This window comes from Rhodanobacter sp. C03 (assembly GCF_002001175.1).
Lineage (GTDB): Bacteria > Pseudomonadota > Gammaproteobacteria > Xanthomonadales > Rhodanobacteraceae > Rhodanobacter.
The window spans coordinates 1134561-1150873 of sequence record NZ_MUNT01000001.1; the positions used below are offsets into that span (position 1 = coordinate 1134561).

Sequence of the window (16313 nt, forward strand, 5' to 3'; positions counted from 1 at the left end):
GGCTGGTCCAGTGCGGGATAATGCCCCGTTTTCACCTGCTGGCCTTGTATCCCTTGAAGAAGTCCGATTTCGATTTTGAACTGCCGCCCGAGCTGATCGCGCAGGCGCCACTGCCCGAGCGTTCGGCCAGCCGCATGCTGTTACTCGATGTGCCGGCGCAGTCGCGGCAGGACCGCATGTTTCGCGAGCTGCCCGACTTCCTGCGGCCGGGCGATCTGCTGGTGTTCAACGACACCCGCGTGCTGCCGGCGCGCCTGTACGGGCGCAAGATCAGCGGCGGTGTGGTGGAAATCCTGATCGAACGGGTCACCGGCGCGCACGAGGCGACCGTGCAACTCGGCGTCAGCAAGAAGCCGAAGGAAGGCGGCCGGATCGAGCTGGCCGATGGCAGCCATGCGGTGGTGCTAGGTCGCGACGAAGGTTTCTTCCGGTTGCATTTCGAGGCGCCCGAGCCACTGGAAAAGTTGTTGCTCAAGCTCGGCGAGATGCCGCTGCCGCCGTATATCGAGCGGCATGCCGATGCCAGCGATCTGGAGCGCTACCAGACCGTGTTCGCACGCGAACCGGGTGCCGTCGCCGCGCCTACCGCTGGCCTGCATTTCGACGAGGCGATGCTGGCCACGCTGCGCGAACGCGGCGTCGATTTCGGCTACATCACCTTGCATGTCGGTGCCGGTACGTTCCAGCCGGTGCGTGCGGACGATCTGAAGGATCACCACATGCACCGCGAGTGGCTCAACGTCGGGGCGCACCTGATCGGACAGATCCGCCGCACGCGCGCCAACGGTGGCCGGGTGATTGCCGTTGGCACCACCGTGGTGCGCGCGCTCGAGAGCGCCAGCAAGGACGGCGAGCTGCACCCGTTTGCCGGTGAGACGCAGATCTTCATCTTTCCCGGTTACCACTTCAGCAGCATCGACGGCCTGCTGACCAATTTCCATCTGCCGCAGTCGACCCTGCTGATGCTGGTGTCGGCACTGGCCGGACGCGAGTACATGCTCGACGCGTATCGCCATGCGGTCGAGCAGGGTTACCGGTTTTTCTCCTATGGCGACGCGATGTTGATCCTGCCGCAGGGCGGCTGAGCAGCGGCAGCGGTTAAACTGGGCGGATGACTGCCATGAATTTCGATCTTTTCGCCACTGATGGTGCCGCGCGCCGCGGTCGTCTCACGTTTGCCCGCGGTACGGTGGAAACGCCAGCGTTCATGCCGGTGGGCACCTATGGCTCGGTCAAGGCAATGACACCGCGCGACGTCACCGAGACCGGCGCCGAGATCATTCTGGGCAATACGTTCCATCTGTTTCTTCGGCCGGGGCTGGAGATCGTCGAGAAGTTCGGCGGACTGCACAAGTTCATCGGTTGGGATAAACCCATACTCACCGACTCGGGCGGCTTCCAGGTGTTCTCGCTGGCGCACAAGCGCAAGATCACCGAGGAGGGCGTGACGTTCGCCTCGCCGGTGGATGGTTCGAAGGTGTTCCTGTCGCCGGAAGTGTCGATGCAGATCCAGAAGACACTGGATTCGGACATCGCGATGATCTTCGACGAGTGCACGCCGTACCCGGCCACCGAGAAGGTCGCCAGCGACTCGATGGAGCTTTCGCTGCGCTGGGCTGAGCGTTCGCGCCGGGCATTCGATGACTTGAAGAATCCAAATGCGCTGTTCGGCATCGTGCAGGGCAGTGTGTACGAGAACCTGCGCAAGCGTTCCGCAGCGGGGTTGGTGAACATCGGTTTCGACGGTTATGCGGTGGGTGGTCTGGCAGTCGGCGAGCCGGAGGCCGAGCGCAATCATGCGCTGGATTTCACGGTGCCACTGCTGCCGGTCGACAAGCCGCGCTACCTGATGGGTGTGGGCCGGCCGGAAGACATCGTCGAGGCGGTGCGCCGTGGCATCGACATGTTCGACTGCGTGATGCCGACGCGCAACGCGCGCAACGGTTTCCTGTTCACCGCCGAGGGCACGCTGCGCATCCGCAACGCGAAGTTCGCCGCCGATACACAGGTGATCGAGGAGGGCTGCGACTGCTATGCCTGCAGCAATGGTTTCAGCCGCGCCTACCTGCGCCATCTCGATCGCTGCAACGAAATCCTCGGCAGCCAGCTCGCCACCATCCACAACCTGCGCTACTACCAGCGGCTGATGGCTGGCCTGCGCGAGGCGATTGCCAGTCGTACGCTGGATGACTTTGTTGCCGGGTTCTATGCGCAAAGGCAGAGCGCCGGCGTCGCATAGAAACACATCCCATGATCGATATGCTGGTGTAAACGACTTCGCAGGGCGGGCACTGCCCGCCGGCTCTGGATTTTTGCGCGGATGGAACAGAGCGGCGCGGAGTGCCCGCCCTACATGACTGCCGCTGCGACAGCCGGAGCGGCTCAACGGCACATGGCCGGGCTTGCAACGGGAGCGCGGCGCCCTCAATAGGGAACAGGCGCGTGATCCGAGGCGCCACGTGGTGCCGTGCACGGTGTGAGGGTGCGTGGCATAATCGACGATCTTTTATCGGGCGTTCAGCAGAAATCCCTGCTGGTGCCACAACTTGCGAGACAAACCGATGAGTTTTCCGATCTCCCCCGTGATCGCCCAGGCTGCCGCGGCGCAGCCCGCCGGTGGCGGCATGTCCATGATCATCATGATGGTGGTGCTGTTCGGCCTGATGTATTTCATGATGATTCGTCCGCAGATGAAGCGCCAGAAAGAGCATCGTGCGCTGATCTCCGGCCTGGCCAAGGGCGACGAAGTGGTCACCAACGGCGGCATTGCCGGCCGCGTAGACGAGGTGGGCGAGACCTTCATCACGGTCGAGATCGCCGCCAACGTGAAGGTCAAGGTGCAGAAGGGCGCGGTTTCGCAGGTGTTGCCCAAGGGCTCGCTGAAGTCTGTCTGATCGGCGGCTTCGAGGCGCCGCCCGGCGGCTGCCTGTCACGCGATTATTCCTCGATTGTTGCTACCGCCGCGGGTTGTTGCCGCGGCTTTGATGGATTCAGGGCATGAGTGATTTTCCCCGCTGGAAGTACGCGCTGGTCGCGCTGGTGATGCTGTTTGGCGTCATCTATGCGCTGCCTAATGCATTCAAGCCATTGTCTGCGGTACAGGTCACCGCCAACCGTGATGCTCCGCCGATCGACGCGTCGGTGCAGCAGAAAGCGACGGCCGCACTGGCCGCACAGCACATCACGGTTGGCGAAGTGAGTGTGCAGGGCGATCATCTGCTGGCGACGTTCGCCAATACCGATGTGCAGAAGAGCGGTGCCGATGCGATCAAGGCGGCCCTGGGCGACGGCTACACGGTTGCGTTCAAGCTGCAATCCACCGTGCCGGGCTGGCTGACTGCGATCGGCGCGCGTGCGATGCCGCTCGGCCTCGATCTGCAGGGCGGCGTGCATTTCCTGATGCAGGTCGATGAGAACGATGTCATCGACAAGCAGGAAAACAGCTACGCGGACGATATCCGTGGCCTGCTGCGCGACAAGAACATCCGTTACGAGTCGGTGGCGCGCAACACCGTGCGCGGTCAGGGCATCGCGGTGATCCTGCGTTCGGCCGACGATCGCACCAAGGCATCGGACGCGATCGCCAACGAATACACCGACCTGCTGGTCGCCGACGGCCCCAGCACCGGTGACCGCTTCGTGCTCAATGCCACGGTCAAGCCGGACAAGCTGCGCGAGCTGTCGCGCAACACGATCACGCAGAACCTGGGCACGCTGCGCAACCGCATCAATGCACTGGGTGTTTCCGAGCCGCTGATCCAGCAGCAGGGCGACAGCCGCATCGTGGTCGAACTGGCCGGCGTGCAGGATCCGGCCGAGGCGAAGAAGCTGATCGGCGCCACGGCCACCCTGCAGTATCGTGCCGGCATCGGTTATGCCGGCGACCAGGCGGCACAGGACGCAGCCCGTACCGGCAACATTCCGCCGGATGCCAATCTCTACTACATGCGCGGCAGCCACCAGCCGGTGCTGGTCAGCAAACAGATCATCGTGACTGGCAATGAGCTGGTGGATGCGGTTTCGGGTACCGACACGCAGTCCGGCACGCCGATGGTCAGTGTCACTCTGAACGCCACCGGCGCGAAGAAGATGGGCGACTTCACCAACGCCAACATCCAGAAACCGATGGCGGTGGTGTACGTGGAGCGCGTGACCGAAACCAAGATGGTCGACGGCAAGGAAGTGCGTACGCCGAAGATCACCGAATCGGTGATCAACGACGCCACTATCCAGGGCGCTTTCAGCAAGCAGTTCCAGACCACCGGTCTGGGCAGCCAGAAGGAGGCCTCCGACCTGGCGCTGCTGCTCAAGGGCGGCGCGCTGGCCGCGCCGGTCGACATCGTCGAAGAGCGCGTGATCGGTGCCAGCTTGGGCCAGGACAATATCGACCAGGGTTTCAAGGCGGTGCTGCTCGGTCTGGCGCTGGTACTGCTGGCGGCGGCGATCTACTACAAGCTGTTCGGCCTGGTTGCCGATATCGCGCTGTTCTTCAACCTGGTGATCCTGCTGGCGGTGATGTCGCTGATCGGCGTCACCCTGACCATGCCAGGCGTCGCCGGCATCGTGCTGACCCTGGGCATGGCGATCGACGCGAACGTGCTGATCTGCGAACGCGTGCGTGAGGAATTGCGCAACGGTTCCACACCGCACGCATCGATCCGTGCCGGTTACGAGAAAGCCTGGTCGACCATTCTGGACGCCAACGTCACCCACCTGATCGCTGCGCTGGCGCTGACCACGATGGGGACCGGCGCGATCAAGGGCTTCGGCGTGACGCTGATGATCGGCATCCTGACCTCGTTGTTCACCTCGGTGACGCTGACTCACGCGTTCACCGCGCTGATCCACGGCCACCGCAAGCTCAAGACGCTGTCGGTCTAAGGAACCACCATGGAAATTTTCAATCACGACAGCAATATCCCGTTCCTGGGCATGCGCAAGTACAGCATCGCCATCGCGCTTGCGCTGATGATCGCCTCGATCGTGCTGATCGCGACCAAGGGCCTCAACTATGGCCTGGACTTCACCGGCGGCGTCTCGATGGTGGTCGACTACGACCAGTCGGTGCAGATTGCCGACGTGCGCGATGCACTGGCCAAGGGCGGCCTCGACCATGCCGTGGTGCAGACGCTCGGCGGCACCCGCGAGGTTTCGATCCGCATGCAGCCGAAGGATGACCCGGGCGCGGTGGCAGCCGATGGCAAGGTCAATCTCGATCGCATTGCCGCTGATGTCACCAAGATGCTGCAGGCGGCGCGTCCGGACGCGAAGCTGAAGAGCCGCGATTACGTGGGCTCGGAAGTGGGTTCGGAATTGCGCAGTGACGGCACCGTCGCTGCGGTGTTCGTGATCCTCGGCATCATGGCCTATCTGTGGATCCGCTTCGAACGTCGCTTCGCGATCGCCGCGGTGGCCACCGAGATCCACGACGTGCTGGTGACCCTGGGCATCCTGGCGCTGGTGCAGCGCGAGTTCGACATGACCGTGCTGGCCTCGGTGCTGGCCGTGATCGGCTACTCGATCAACGACAAGGTGGTGGTGTTCGACCGTATCCGTGAACTGTTCCGCCTCGCGCGCAAGGCCGAGCCGGAGGAGATCCTCAACCGTTCGATCAACAACACGCTGTCGCGAACCATCATCACCTCGCTGTTCACGGCGATCACCATGGGTGCGTTGTACTTCTTCGGTGGGCCGGCCGTACACGGTTTCGCCATCACCATGCTGATCGGCATCGTGGTCGGCACGCTGTCCTCGATCTTCGTGGCCAGCCCGATCCTGTTGTGGCTGGGTGTGTCGAAGAAGGATCTGATGCCGGTTACCAAGGAAAATCCGGAGCTGGCGCGGCGTCCCTGAAGACACGATCGCTCGTGTAGCGAGTGATTCCTCTTCCTTCCCCTGCTTGCGGGGGAAGGTGCCCGAAGGGCAGAGGGGGAAGCCGCATCAGAAGTAGAAACGGCCCGGTTTGTACCGGGCCGTTTTCGTTGGCGCGTAAGCGTTACCCGCTCAGTTCGGATTCCAGCTGTGCCAGCCGCTCCGGCGTCCCCACGTCGGTCCACGCGCCCCGATGATGCGTGCCATCAACCTGTCCACGCGCCATCGCCGTCTCCAGCAGTGGCCGCAACCTGAAGCGCGGCGGTTTCGCGCCGGCGCCCGGCGCATCGCCGACAGTCTCGCACCAGCCGTCCAGCAGTTCGCGACGGAACACGCCGATACCGCTGTAGGTGAGTCGGGGTTCGCCCTCGTCGTGCAGTCGGTCCTGTGCGTCCAGTCGAAAATCGCCACGCGGATGATGCGCGGGGTTGTCCGTCATCAGCAGATGCGCGAGGCCCCGCGGCTCGGCGGGCAGCGCGCTGAAATCGGCGTCGCACCACACGTCGCCGCTCACCACGAGGAACGGTTCGACACCGAGCAGCGGTAACGCGTTCAACATGCCACCGCCGGTTTCCAGTGGCGTCGTGCCTTCGTAGGCATAGCGGATGCGCACGCCCCAGCGCGAGCCGTCGCCGAGCGTGTCGGGAAACTGTTCGGCCAGGTGCGAGGTATTGATGACCACGTAGTGCACACCGGCCGCGGCCAGCTTTTCCAGATGCCACACGATCAGCGGTTTGCCACCCACGGGCAGCAACGGCTTGGCTGTGTGGTCGGTGAGTGGACGCATGCGTTCGCCGAGGCCGGCGGCGAAGATCAGCGCGTGCTTCATGCCGCCACCAAGCGGCGCAAATCGCGTTCACCCACGCAGCGCTGCAGCAACGCCACGAAGTCGGCCAGCTCGGGATAGCGGCTGGCCACGTCGACCACGTAGTCGTACACGCGCGGCAGGTCGTCGAGATAACCGGGCTTGCCGTCGCGGTAGCAGAGCCGGCAGAAGATGCCGAGCACCTTGATGTGCCGCTGCAGCCCGATCAGGTCGAACCAGCGCAGGAAGTGCTGGCGATCCACCGCAGCGTCGATCAGCTGGGCGGCCTGCAGACACTGGCGGTAGCCTTCCACCCAGCCCTCCACGCGCTCGCGTTCCCATGCGATGTAGCAGTCGCGCAACAACGAGGCGAGGTCGTAGGTGATCGGGCCGATCAGCGCGCCCTGGAAATCGATAATCCCCGGACTCAAGAGGCCCGGAGCAGTATTGCCGCGGCTCGCCAGCCTCTGCGCGATGGTGCGTGGACTGTCGTGATCCACAATCAGCAGATTGCGGCTGTGGTAATCGCGGTGCACGAAACAGCGAGGCTGTGCCAGCGCGTTGTGCAGCAGCACGGTGAACGCCGACTCCAGCGTGTCCCATTCCGCGCAGCTGGGCGTGTGCCCGAGGTGCCTGCCGAGGAACCACTCCGGCATGATTTCCAATTCGCGTTGCAGGAACGCATGGTCGTACGGCTGCATGCCGTCCACGTTCGCGTCGCGCTGCATGCGCAGCAGCGCATCCATGGCGTCGCCATACAGCGCATCGACCGTACTGTCGTTCAGGGCCGGCAGGTACAACTGTGAACCGAGATCCTCGATCAGCAGGAAGCCCTGCTGCAGATCCTGTGCCTTGACGGCTGGCACGTGCAGGCCGGCGGCGGACAACCGCGCACCGATTTCCAGCCATGGTTGCGGATCCTCCTGCGCCGGTGGCGAGTCCATCACGACCCAGCTTTGACCCTGGTGCTGCGTACGCCAGTAGCTGCGGAAGCTGGCATCGACCGAGGCGGATGCCAGCGTCAGGGTTGGATCGCCAAGGGTGTGACGTGTCCAGGCGAGGCGGGCGGTGGCGCGGTCTTGGGTGCTGTCCATGAAGTAAGTCGCTGGATAAACGCGAGCAGCTTAGAGCCTGCGCGCGCCGAACGCACCGTTGACTGCCTTGCTCACGTCAGGTTGTAGGCGCGCTCCTCATGCTCGGCGATGTCCAGGCCCATCTGTTCCTGTTCGGCATCGACGCGCAGCCCGATGGTGCGGTCGAGCAGTTTCAGGATGCCCCAGCTGAGCACCGCGCTCCAGATGATGGTGAAGCCCACGCCCTTGGCCTGGATCCACAGTTGCAGCAGCGGTGACGTCACCGTGCCGAAGCCGCCCAGCTTCGGCGCGGCGAACGGGCCGGTGAGCAGGGCGCCGATGATGCCGGCGATGGCGTGCACGCCGAACACGTCCAGCGTGTCGTCATAGCCCAGCTTGTGCTTGAGTCGCGTGGCGGTGAAGAAGCACACCGTGCCGGCAACGAAGCCGATCAGCAGGGCGCCGGCGGGACCTGCCGTGCCGGCTGCGGGCGTGATCGCCACGAGGCCGGCCACCGCGCCCGAGGCGATGCCAAGCACGCTGGCGCGCTTGTGGATCGCCCACTCCACCGCGACCCAGCCGATTGCGGCGGCGGCGGTGGCGATCTGGGTCACCAGCATCGCCATGCCGGCGCTGCCGTTCGCCGCTACTGCCGAACCCGCGTTGAAGCCGAACCAGCCCAGCCACAGCAAGCTGGCGCCGATCACCGTGTAGCCGAGGTTGTGCGGTGGCATGTGTGTCTGCGGCCAGCCACGGCGTTTGCCGATCACCAGGCAGGCGACCAGACCGGCGATACCGGCGTTGATGTGCACCACGGTGCCGCCGGCGAAATCGAGCACGCCGAGATCACCGAGCAGCGAGCCAGGGCCGCTCCACACCATATGCGCCACTGGCAGGTAGACGAAGGTCAGCCACAAGCCGCTGAACCACAGCATCGCGCTGAATTTCATGCGCTCGGCATAGGCGCCGATGATCAGCACCGGGGTGATGATCGCGAAGGTCAGCTGGAACATCACGAACACGCTTTCCGGCACCGTCTGGTACAGCGTGTCGGGTTTCAGTCCGGCGAGCAGGACGCGATCCAGGCCACCGATGAACGAATGCCAGTTCGTCACGCCGGCATGCATGCCCTCGGTGCTGAAGGCCAGCGAGTAGCCGTAGAGCATCCACAGCACGGTGACCAGGGCGGTGATCGCAAAGCACTGCATCATCACCGACAGCAGGTTTTTCGCGCGCACCATGCCGCCGTAGAAAAGCGCTGCGCCGGGGATCGTCATCATCAGCACCAGCATGCTGGCGACGATCATCCAGGCAGTATCGCCGTGGTCGAGTACGGCAGCTGTGGTTTGCGCGGTAGCGGACAACGGCAGGATGGCCACGCCGGCGCCGGCGATGAGCAAGGATCTAGAGCGCATCGGCGTCGACCTCCTGCGTGCGGATGCGGATCACCTGGTCGAGTTCGCCGACGAAGATCTTGCCGTCGCCGATCTTGCCGGTGCGTGCGGCGTTGCTGATCGCCTCGATCGCGTGGTCGAGGCGATCGTCAGCCACCGCCACCTCGATCTTCAGCTTGGGCAGGAAATCGACCACGTATTCCGCGCCGCGGTATAGCTCGGTATGGCCGTGCTGGCGGCCGAAGCCTTTCACCTCGGTCACCGTCATGCCTTGCACGCCGGCCTCGGCCAGTGCCTCGCGCACGTCGTCCAGCGTGAACGGCTTGATGATGGCCGTGATCCACTTCATGACGTGCTCCCTGATGATGGTATCTTATTGCGATGCAGCACGATGCATGCCATCGCATCAGGGACAGACATGACTCATGATTTCAGTGGCTTGCATCGTGGTGATCGGGAGTGATGCACGATAAGCGGGCGATGCTCAAAGAGTATTGCCCGATCTTGGTGCGTTCAGTCGAATTGACCGCGCCGCGTCAAATCAGTACCATTTTAGTCCCGATTCAAGCCGCCCAAGCCCGAGCGCATCCATGCTCCGCGTCAGCCGACTCACCGATTACGCCACCGTGGTGATGACCTGCATCGCCGCGCATCCGGATGACGTGCTCAGCACGGTGCAGATCGCCGACGAGACGCATCTGGAATTGCCGACGGTGAGCAAGTTGCTGAAGGCGCTAAGTCACGCCGCGCTGGTCGAGTCGTTCCGCGGCGTCAACGGCGGTTACCGGCTGGCCCGGCCGGCCAGCGAAATTTCACTGGCCGAAATTGTCGAGGCATTGGAAGGCCCGATCGGCATGACCGAGTGCAGCGCAGGCGAGGGCCAGTGCGATCGCGAATCGCAGTGCGGCGTGCGCGGCAGCTGGCAGCGGATCAACAGCGTGCTGGACCAAACCCTGCGTGCGGTCAGCCTTGCCGAAATGCTCAAGCCGTTGCCACCCGCTGTATCGAGTCAGGGCCGAAAGATTGCGGTCACCGTGAAAACCGGCGAGGCCACCACCGAATGAACAGCAGCATGATCAACGAGAGCAATGCCAGCACCGTGCTGCGTGACAACGCCGAGGTCGCCGAGGCGCTAGGCCGCAGCTACGCAGCCGGCTTCGTCACCGAGATCGAGATGACCGGCCTGCCGCCTGGCCTGGACGAGGAAACCGTTCGCCAGATTTCTGCGATCAAGCAGGAGCCTGAGTGGATGACCGAATGGCGGCTCGATGCCTATCGTCATTGGCTGACCATGCCGAAACCGGACTGGGCCAAGCTCAATATCGAGCCGATCGACTATCAGGCGATCAGCTACTACGCCGCGCCCAAGGAAGGTCCCAAGTCGTTGGATGAAGTCGATCCGGCGTTGCTGGAAGCGTACGAGAAACTGGGCATCCCGTTGCATGAACGCGCGGCGCTGGCCGGCGTGGCGGTGGACGCTGTGTTCGACTCGGTCTCGGTCGGCACCACCTTCCGCAAGCAGTTGGCTGAAGCCGGCGTGCTGTTCTGCTCGATGAGCGAGGCGATCCGCGAATACCCGGAAATCGTGCGCAAATATCTGGGCAGCGTGGTGCCGACCGGCGACAACTTCTTCGCCGCGCTGAACTCGGCGGTGTTCTCCGACGGCAGCTTCGTGTTCATCCCGAAGGGCGTGCGTTGCCCGATGGAACTGTCCACCTATTTCCGCATCAATGCGCAGAACACCGGTCAGTTCGAGCGCACCCTGATCGTGGCCGAGGAAGGCAGCCACGTCTCCTACCTGGAAGGCTGCACGGCGCCGAAGCGCGACGAGAACCAGCTGCATGCGGCGGTGGTGGAACTCGTGGCGCTGGAAAAGGCGCAGATCAAGTATTCCACCGTGCAGAACTGGTATCCCGGCGACGAGAACGGTGTCGGCGGCATCTACAACTTCGTCACCAAGCGCGGTGACTGCCGCGGCGACGATTCGAAGATTTCCTGGACCCAGGTGGAAACCGGCTCGGCGATCACCTGGAAATATCCCAGCGTGGTGTTACGCGGCGACCGCTCGGTCGGTGAGTTCTATTCGGTCGCACTGACCCATCATTACCAGCAGGCCGACACCGGCACCAAGATGATCCACCTCGGCAAATACACCAAGTCGAAGATCGTCGCCAAGGGCATCAGCGCCGGACGCAGTTCCAACAGCTATCGCGGTCTGGTCAAGATGGAGAAGGGCGCCGAGGGCGCGCGCAACTACACCCAGTGCGATTCCCTGCTGATCGGCAAGAAGTGCGGCGCGCATACCTTCCCGTACATGGAAGTGAAGAACCCGACCGCAATCGTTGAGCACGAGGCGACCACCTCGAAGATCTCCGACGACCAGATGTTCTATTGCCGCTCGCGCGGAATCAGCGAGGAAGACGCCGTGTCGATGATCGTTGACGGCTTCTGCAAGCAGGTGTTCCGCGAACTGCCGATGGAGTTCGCGGTGGAGGCGAAGAAGCTGCTTGAGGTATCGCTGGAAGGTGCTGTCGGATGAGATGGTTCCTTCAGTTTCTGCTGTGCACGGTGTGTGCAAGTCTCGCCGGATGTGTGCCCTGGCCTCATCGCTATCTGACTGCACCACGGATAAGCGGGACAGTCACGAGGGCAGGGCAGCCGGTAGCCGGTGCGCATGTACAACTTGCCGACGTGATGGATGAATCAGGTGAGATCACTCCCGCAGCTAGGAAGCAGGAGGTCGTCACAGACGCACAGGGTCGTTTCACGGTGGGGCCGATTCGCCGGTTTTCCTGGACTGCAGTCGTACCGCTATTTCCCATGGAAAAAACTGTTCCATGGGGCCTTCGGTTATCGACTTCCGCGCAGCCTTGGCATCCTGGCTGGCTGTCGGATCACTCACTGTTCGGTTACGTACTGAAAGCTCCCATCGTCGCCACGTGTGATTTGAATGCGGCAAGCAAGTCCAGTGTCATCGCGGGCGACAAATCTCTGGTGGGCAACGGACCTTGCGACCTGTCGGTCGCGGAATCAAAGAAATGAGCATGCTGAAAATCGAAAACCTGCACGCCCGCGTCGAGGGCAAGGAAATCCTCAAGGGACTCAACCTCAGCGTGAATGCGGGCGAGGTGCACGCGATCATGGGGCCGAACGGCGCGGGCAAGTCGACGCTGGGCAACGTGCTGTCCGGTCACGACGGTTATGAAGTAACCGCCGGCAGCGTGACCTATAACGGCATCGACCTGCTGGCACTGGAGCCGGAAGCGCGCGCCGCTGCCGGCGTATTCCTGGCGTTCCAGTACCCGGTGGAGATTCCCGGCGTCAACAACACCTACTTCCTGCGCGCGGCCTTCAATGCGCAGCGCAAGGCGCGTGGCGAAAAGGAATTCGATTCGATGCAGTTTCTCAAGCTGGTGCGCGAGAAGCTGAAGGTGATGCAGATTTCCGACGAGCTGCTGCATCGCGCGGTCAATGAAGGCTTCTCCGGTGGCGAGAAGAAGCGCAACGAGATCTTCCAGATGGCGGTGCTGGAACCGCAGCTGGCGATCCTCGACGAGACCGATTCAGGGCTGGATATCGACGCGCTCAAGCACGTCGCCGATGGCGTCAACGCACTGCGTTCGCCTGATCGCGCATTCCTGATGATCACCCACTATCAGCGCCTGCTCGATTACGTGGTGCCGGATTTTGTACATGTGCTGGCCGATGGCCGCATCGTCGAAAGTGGCGACAAGTCGCTGGCGTTGAAGCTGGAAGAACATGGCTACGCCGGCCTCGGTGAGGGAGCCGCGGCATGAGCCAGCCGGCGTCGCTGCCGTTGGTCGAGTCCCTGCTCGATGCACCGTTGCCGATCAGCGGCATCGCGTGGCTGGATGCGGCACGGCAGGAGAATCGCGCGGCGTTTGCCGCCAGCGGGCTGCCCGATACGCGGGTGGAAGCGTGGAAATACACCGCGTTGCGTGCGCTCGGCCAGCGCCGCTTTGCCCGAGGCGATGCTGCTGCTGCGTCGCGTGCGGTGGATGCGTCGACGCTCAAGCTGCCCAGTGCCGATGGGCCGCGACTGGTGTTCGTCAACGGTGTGTTCCGTGCCGATCTGTCGGCACTCGATGCGCTGCCGGCCGGACTGATCCTGCAGCCGTTGTCGCAGGCGTTGCTCGGCGATGCAGAGCCATTGCGCTTCGTACTCTCGCGTTATTACCGCGAGGCGGGCGATGCATTTGCCCGGATCAACGCCGCCAGCGCCACCGATGGTGTGGTGCTGCGCGTTGCTGCCGGCGTGAAGATCTCAGCGCCGGTGCAGCTGGTGTTCGTCGGTGCGGCTACCGACGTCGAACTCGCCTGGCACCTGCGCAACGTGATCGAGCTGGGCGAAGGTGCCGAGCTGAGCCTGATCGAGCAACATGTTTCCGATACCGAGCCGGCGCAGCTGGCCACCGTGGTCAGCGACATCGAACTGCGCGAAGGGGCTCAACTGCACCATACCGTGCTGCAGAACGTCGCGGTCGCGACCAGCCTGATTCGTCGCAGCAGCGTGCGCCTGCACGCGCGGGCCCACGCGGTGCTGCATGTGCTGGAGCTCGGTGGCGCGCTGGTGCGTCACGACCTGCGCGCCGAGCTGATCGGCGACGGCGCACGCTTCGATACCCGCGGCGTATTCATGCCGCACGGTCGTCAGCATATCGACACCCAGCTGGCGATCCGTCATCAGGCGTTGAACACCACCTCCACCTCGACCTGGCGCGGTGTCGCCAACGACCGCGCGCGCGGCGTGTTCCGCGGTGCGATCGTGGTGGCGCCGGGTGCCGACGGCAGCGACGCCAGCCTCAGCAACAAGAACCTGCTGCTGTCACCGGGCGCCGAGATCGACACCAAGCCGGAGCTGGAGATCTACGCCGATGAGGTGAAGGCGGCACACGGCGCCACCGTCGGTCAGCTCGACGAACGCTCGCTGTTCTACCTGCGCTCGCGCGGTATTCCGCTGGCGGAAGCGCGTGCGCTGCTCACAGCCGCGTTCTGTCGAGCGGTGCTGGATGATCTGCCGAACGAGGCATTGCGCGAGCATCTGTCGGCGTTGCTGGTCGCACAGTTACCCGCGTGATCTTTTCTTCTTTCCCTGCAAAAGGGGAAGGAGCCAATTACGGAAACGTCGAAGATGACCGCACCACACACCAGCACCCCCACGGTCTTCGACGTCCAGCGCATCCGCGCGGATTTCCCGCTGCTTGCACGCAGCGTGCACGGCAAGCCGCTGGTGTATCTCGACAACGCCAACACCAGCCAGAAGCCGGTGTCGGTGATCGAGGCGGTGAACACACACTACCGCGAGCACAACGCGAACGTGTCGCGTGCGGTGCACCAGCTCGGCGAGGAAGCCACCGCGGCCTACGAAGGCTCGCGCGACAAGCTGGCGCGTTTCATCAACGCGACGTCGCGCAACGAAGTGATCCTCACTTCCGGCACCACCCAGGCGATCAACCTGGTCGCCTACAGTTATGCGCTGCCGCGGCTCAAGCCCGGCGATGCGATCCTCACCACGGTGATGGAACACCACGCCAACATCGTGCCGTGGCAGCTGGTCGCCGCACGCAGTGGCGCTACGGTCAAGGCCGCGCCGATCGACGAGCGCGGCGAATTGATCGTCGAGAAGTACATCGAGATGCTGACGCCGGAAGTGAAGCTGGCCTGCGTCACCCATGTCTCGAACGTGCTTGGCACAGTCAACCCGGTGCGCGAGATTGCGCGTGAATGCAAAAAGCGCGGTATCGCATTGCTGGTCGACGGCTCGCAGGCAGTGCCGCATCGGCCGGTCGACGTGCAGGCGCTGGGCTGCGACTTCTACGCGATCACCGGGCACAAGATGCTTGGCCCGACCGGTACCGGCGCGCTGTGGGCGAAGCGCGAACACCTGGAGTCGATGCCGCCGTTTTTCGGCGGCGGCGAAATGATCCGCGAGGTGCGTTTCAGCGGGACCACGTTCGCCGCCCCACCGCACAAGTTCGAGGCCGGCACGCCGAACATCGCCGGCTTCGTCGGTTTGGCGGCGGCGATCGAGTACTACCAGTCGATGGGTTTCGAAGCGATCCACGCGTGGGAGCAGAACCTGCTGGCCTATGCCACCGAACGCCTGCGCGAGATTCCCGGCCTGCGCATCTTCGGCGAGGCGAAGGAAAAGGAGCCGGTGATTTCGTTCCTGCTGGAGGGCGCGCAGGCCACCGACATGGCGACTCTGCTCGACCTGCAGGGCATTGCCGTGCGCTCGGGTCACCATTGTGCGCATCCGCTGATGCAGTTCTACGGGGTGCCCGCCACGCTGCGCGCCTCGCTGGCGTTCTACAACACGCGTGAGGAGATCGACGCGTTCATCGTCGCCTTGCTCAAGGTACGCAAGCTGCTGATGTAAGGCTGTCGTCGGATGTCGATTCGGCGATATTTTCCTTCAGGCGATTGCGAGTCCGCGTAGCACCACGTCGTCTGCCGTCAGCCGCAGCACCGAGCCATGTTCGTACCAGTCGCCGAGCACGATGCGCTCGGCCGGTTGGCCGTCGAGTTCGAAGGCGTGCACGGCCGGGCGATGCGTATGCCCGTGGATCAAGCGCATCACGCCGGCCTTTCGCATGGTGTCGGCCACGGCTGCGGCATTCACATCCATGATGCTTTCCATCGTGCTGCCGGTATGTTTGCGGCTGTCCTCGCGCGCTTGGGTGGCCAAGGCGCGACGCGCTTCCAGCGGCATCGACAGGACCTGTGCCTGCCACTGCGGCGTGCGTACCTGTCGGCGCACGGCCTGGTAGGCGACGTCGTCGGTGCACAGCACGTCGCCATGCATCAGCAGGGTGGGATGACCCTGGATGTCGTGCACGGTGCCGTCGTCAAGCAGGGTCATGCCGGCACGCCGGGCGAACGTCTCGCCGAGCAGGAAGTCGCGGTTGCCGACCATGAAGTACACCGGCACACCGGCGTCGTGCACCGCACGGGTGGCGTCGGCGATGCGCCGCGGCAGTTCGGCGTCGTCGTCGTCGCCGAGCCACACTTCGACCAGGTCGCCGAGGATGTACAGCGCATCAGCGTGGCGAACCTCGTCGCTGGCCAGATAATTTTCGAACAGCGTGGTGATCTGTGGCCGGGCCGGATCCAGATGCAGGTCGGAGATGAACAGCGTTGCCATCGCGA

The 16313-nt window shown here is 63.7% G+C and carries 15 protein-coding genes; 10 read left to right on the plus strand and 5 right to left on the minus strand.

All coding sequences use genetic code 11. The features are described 5' to 3' along the window. The first annotated feature begins 20 nt into the window (after positions 1-20). The 5 genes from queA (at position 21) to secF (ending at position 5853) form a co-directional block, all read left to right on the plus strand. Positions 21-1085, plus strand: coding sequence for a tRNA preQ1(34) S-adenosylmethionine ribosyltransferase-isomerase QueA (gene queA, locus B0E48_RS04810; RefSeq protein ID WP_174566709.1), 1065 nt, complete (start codon positions 21-23; stop codon positions 1083-1085). Between the two features lie 26 nt (positions 1086-1111). Continuing rightward, positions 1112-2239, plus strand: a complete 1128-nt coding sequence (gene tgt / locus B0E48_RS04815; RefSeq protein ID WP_077516392.1) for a tRNA guanosine(34) transglycosylase Tgt — start codon at positions 1112-1114, stop codon at positions 2237-2239. Positions 2240-2561: 322 nt separating this feature from the next. Beyond that, positions 2562-2894, plus strand: a complete 333-nt coding sequence (gene yajC / locus B0E48_RS04820; protein ID WP_077516394.1) for a preprotein translocase subunit YajC — start codon at positions 2562-2564, stop codon at positions 2892-2894. A gap of 103 nt (positions 2895-2997) precedes the next feature. Further along, positions 2998-4881, plus strand: a complete 1884-nt coding sequence (gene secD, locus B0E48_RS04825; protein WP_077516396.1) for a protein translocase subunit SecD — start codon at positions 2998-3000, stop codon at positions 4879-4881. Between the two features lie 9 nt (positions 4882-4890). Next, on the plus strand, positions 4891-5853 hold the full coding sequence (secF, locus tag B0E48_RS04830) for a protein translocase subunit SecF (protein WP_077516398.1): 963 nt from the start codon (positions 4891-4893) through the stop codon (positions 5851-5853). Between the two features lie 142 nt (positions 5854-5995). On the opposite strand, the gene murU is transcribed toward secF, so the two are convergent. The 4 genes from murU to B0E48_RS04850 all read right to left on the minus strand — a co-directional run bounded on the left by murU (position 5996) and on the right by B0E48_RS04850 (position 9492). Beyond that, entirely contained in the window at positions 5996-6700 is a 705-nt protein-coding gene (gene murU, locus B0E48_RS04835) for an N-acetylmuramate alpha-1-phosphate uridylyltransferase MurU (protein ID WP_077516400.1), read from the minus strand. Beyond that, positions 6697-7770, minus strand: a complete 1074-nt coding sequence (locus B0E48_RS04840; protein WP_077516402.1) for a phosphotransferase — start codon at positions 7768-7770, stop codon at positions 6697-6699. Before B0E48_RS04840 ends, murU begins: the two co-directional genes overlap by 4 nt. Before the next feature lie 71 nt (positions 7771-7841). Then, positions 7842-9164, minus strand: coding sequence for an ammonium transporter (locus B0E48_RS04845; RefSeq protein ID WP_077516404.1), 1323 nt, complete (start codon positions 9162-9164; stop codon positions 7842-7844). Then, positions 9154-9492 carry a P-II family nitrogen regulator gene (locus tag B0E48_RS04850; protein ID WP_077445118.1) on the minus strand — a complete coding sequence of 113 codons (339 nt, stop codon included), beginning with the start codon at positions 9490-9492 and terminating at the stop codon, positions 9154-9156. Before B0E48_RS04850 ends, B0E48_RS04845 begins: the two co-directional genes overlap by 11 nt. Before the next feature lie 241 nt (positions 9493-9733). Between B0E48_RS04850 and B0E48_RS04855 the strand changes: the two genes are divergently transcribed. From B0E48_RS04855 to B0E48_RS04875, 5 genes are all read left to right on the plus strand, one after another. Beyond that, a complete protein-coding gene (locus B0E48_RS04855) occupies positions 9734-10207 on the plus strand; it encodes an SUF system Fe-S cluster assembly regulator (protein WP_077516406.1) in 474 nt (157 codons plus the stop codon). 8 nt (positions 10208-10215) lie between these two features. Continuing rightward, entirely contained in the window at positions 10216-11682 is a 1467-nt protein-coding gene (sufB, locus tag B0E48_RS04860) for a Fe-S cluster assembly protein SufB (protein ID WP_174566718.1), read from the plus strand. A 505-nt stretch (positions 11683-12187) separates the two neighbouring features. Beyond that, entirely contained in the window at positions 12188-12940 is a 753-nt protein-coding gene (gene sufC / locus B0E48_RS04865; protein ID WP_077516990.1) for a Fe-S cluster assembly ATPase SufC, read from the plus strand. Further along, positions 12937-14241, plus strand: coding sequence for a Fe-S cluster assembly protein SufD (gene sufD / locus B0E48_RS04870; RefSeq protein WP_077516410.1), 1305 nt, complete (start codon positions 12937-12939; stop codon positions 14239-14241). Before sufC ends, sufD begins: the two co-directional genes overlap by 4 nt. 54 nt (positions 14242-14295) lie before the next feature. Continuing rightward, positions 14296-15543 carry a cysteine desulfurase gene (locus tag B0E48_RS04875; protein ID WP_077516412.1) on the plus strand — a complete coding sequence of 416 codons (1248 nt, stop codon included), beginning with the start codon at positions 14296-14298 and terminating at the stop codon, positions 15541-15543. A gap of 36 nt (positions 15544-15579) precedes the next feature. Here the strand turns inward: B0E48_RS04875 and B0E48_RS04880 are convergent, their stop codons facing one another. After that, entirely contained in the window at positions 15580-16308 is a 729-nt protein-coding gene (locus B0E48_RS04880; RefSeq protein ID WP_077516992.1) for a UDP-2,3-diacylglucosamine diphosphatase, read from the minus strand. Positions 16309-16313: the final 5 nt, after the last annotated feature.

Excerpts from the sequence above, each read along its gene's own strand:
- yajC (WP_077516394.1), top strand. The coding sequence starts at position 2,562 with ATGAGTTTTCCGATCTCCCCCGTGATCGCCCAGGCTGCCGCGGCGCAG.
- B0E48_RS04880 (WP_077516992.1), bottom strand. The coding sequence starts at position 16,308 with ATGGCAACGCTGTTCATCTCCGACCTGCATCTGGATCCGGCCCGGCCA.
- queA (WP_174566709.1), top strand. The coding sequence starts at position 21 with ATGCCCCGTTTTCACCTGCTGGCCTTGTATCCCTTGAAGAAGTCCGAT.
- secD (WP_077516396.1), top strand. The coding sequence starts at position 2,998 with ATGAGTGATTTTCCCCGCTGGAAGTACGCGCTGGTCGCGCTGGTGATG.
- sufB (WP_174566718.1), top strand. The coding sequence starts at position 10,216 with ATGATCAACGAGAGCAATGCCAGCACCGTGCTGCGTGACAACGCCGAG.
- B0E48_RS04850 (WP_077445118.1), bottom strand. The coding sequence starts at position 9,492 with ATGAAGTGGATCACGGCCATCATCAAGCCGTTCACGCTGGACGACGTG.
- B0E48_RS04855 (WP_077516406.1), top strand. The coding sequence starts at position 9,734 with ATGCTCCGCGTCAGCCGACTCACCGATTACGCCACCGTGGTGATGACC.
- sufD (WP_077516410.1), top strand. The coding sequence starts at position 12,937 with ATGAGCCAGCCGGCGTCGCTGCCGTTGGTCGAGTCCCTGCTCGATGCA.
- murU (WP_077516400.1), bottom strand. The coding sequence starts at position 6,700 with ATGAAGCACGCGCTGATCTTCGCCGCCGGCCTCGGCGAACGCATGCGT.
- B0E48_RS04875 (WP_077516412.1), top strand. The coding sequence starts at position 14,296 with ATGACCGCACCACACACCAGCACCCCCACGGTCTTCGACGTCCAGCGC.
- B0E48_RS04840 (WP_077516402.1), bottom strand. The coding sequence starts at position 7,770 with ATGGACAGCACCCAAGACCGCGCCACCGCCCGCCTCGCCTGGACACGT.
- B0E48_RS04845 (WP_077516404.1), bottom strand. The coding sequence starts at position 9,164 with ATGCGCTCTAGATCCTTGCTCATCGCCGGCGCCGGCGTGGCCATCCTG.
- secF (WP_077516398.1), top strand. The coding sequence starts at position 4,891 with ATGGAAATTTTCAATCACGACAGCAATATCCCGTTCCTGGGCATGCGC.
- tgt (WP_077516392.1), top strand. The coding sequence starts at position 1,112 with ATGACTGCCATGAATTTCGATCTTTTCGCCACTGATGGTGCCGCGCGC.
- sufC (WP_077516990.1), top strand. The coding sequence starts at position 12,188 with ATGCTGAAAATCGAAAACCTGCACGCCCGCGTCGAGGGCAAGGAAATC.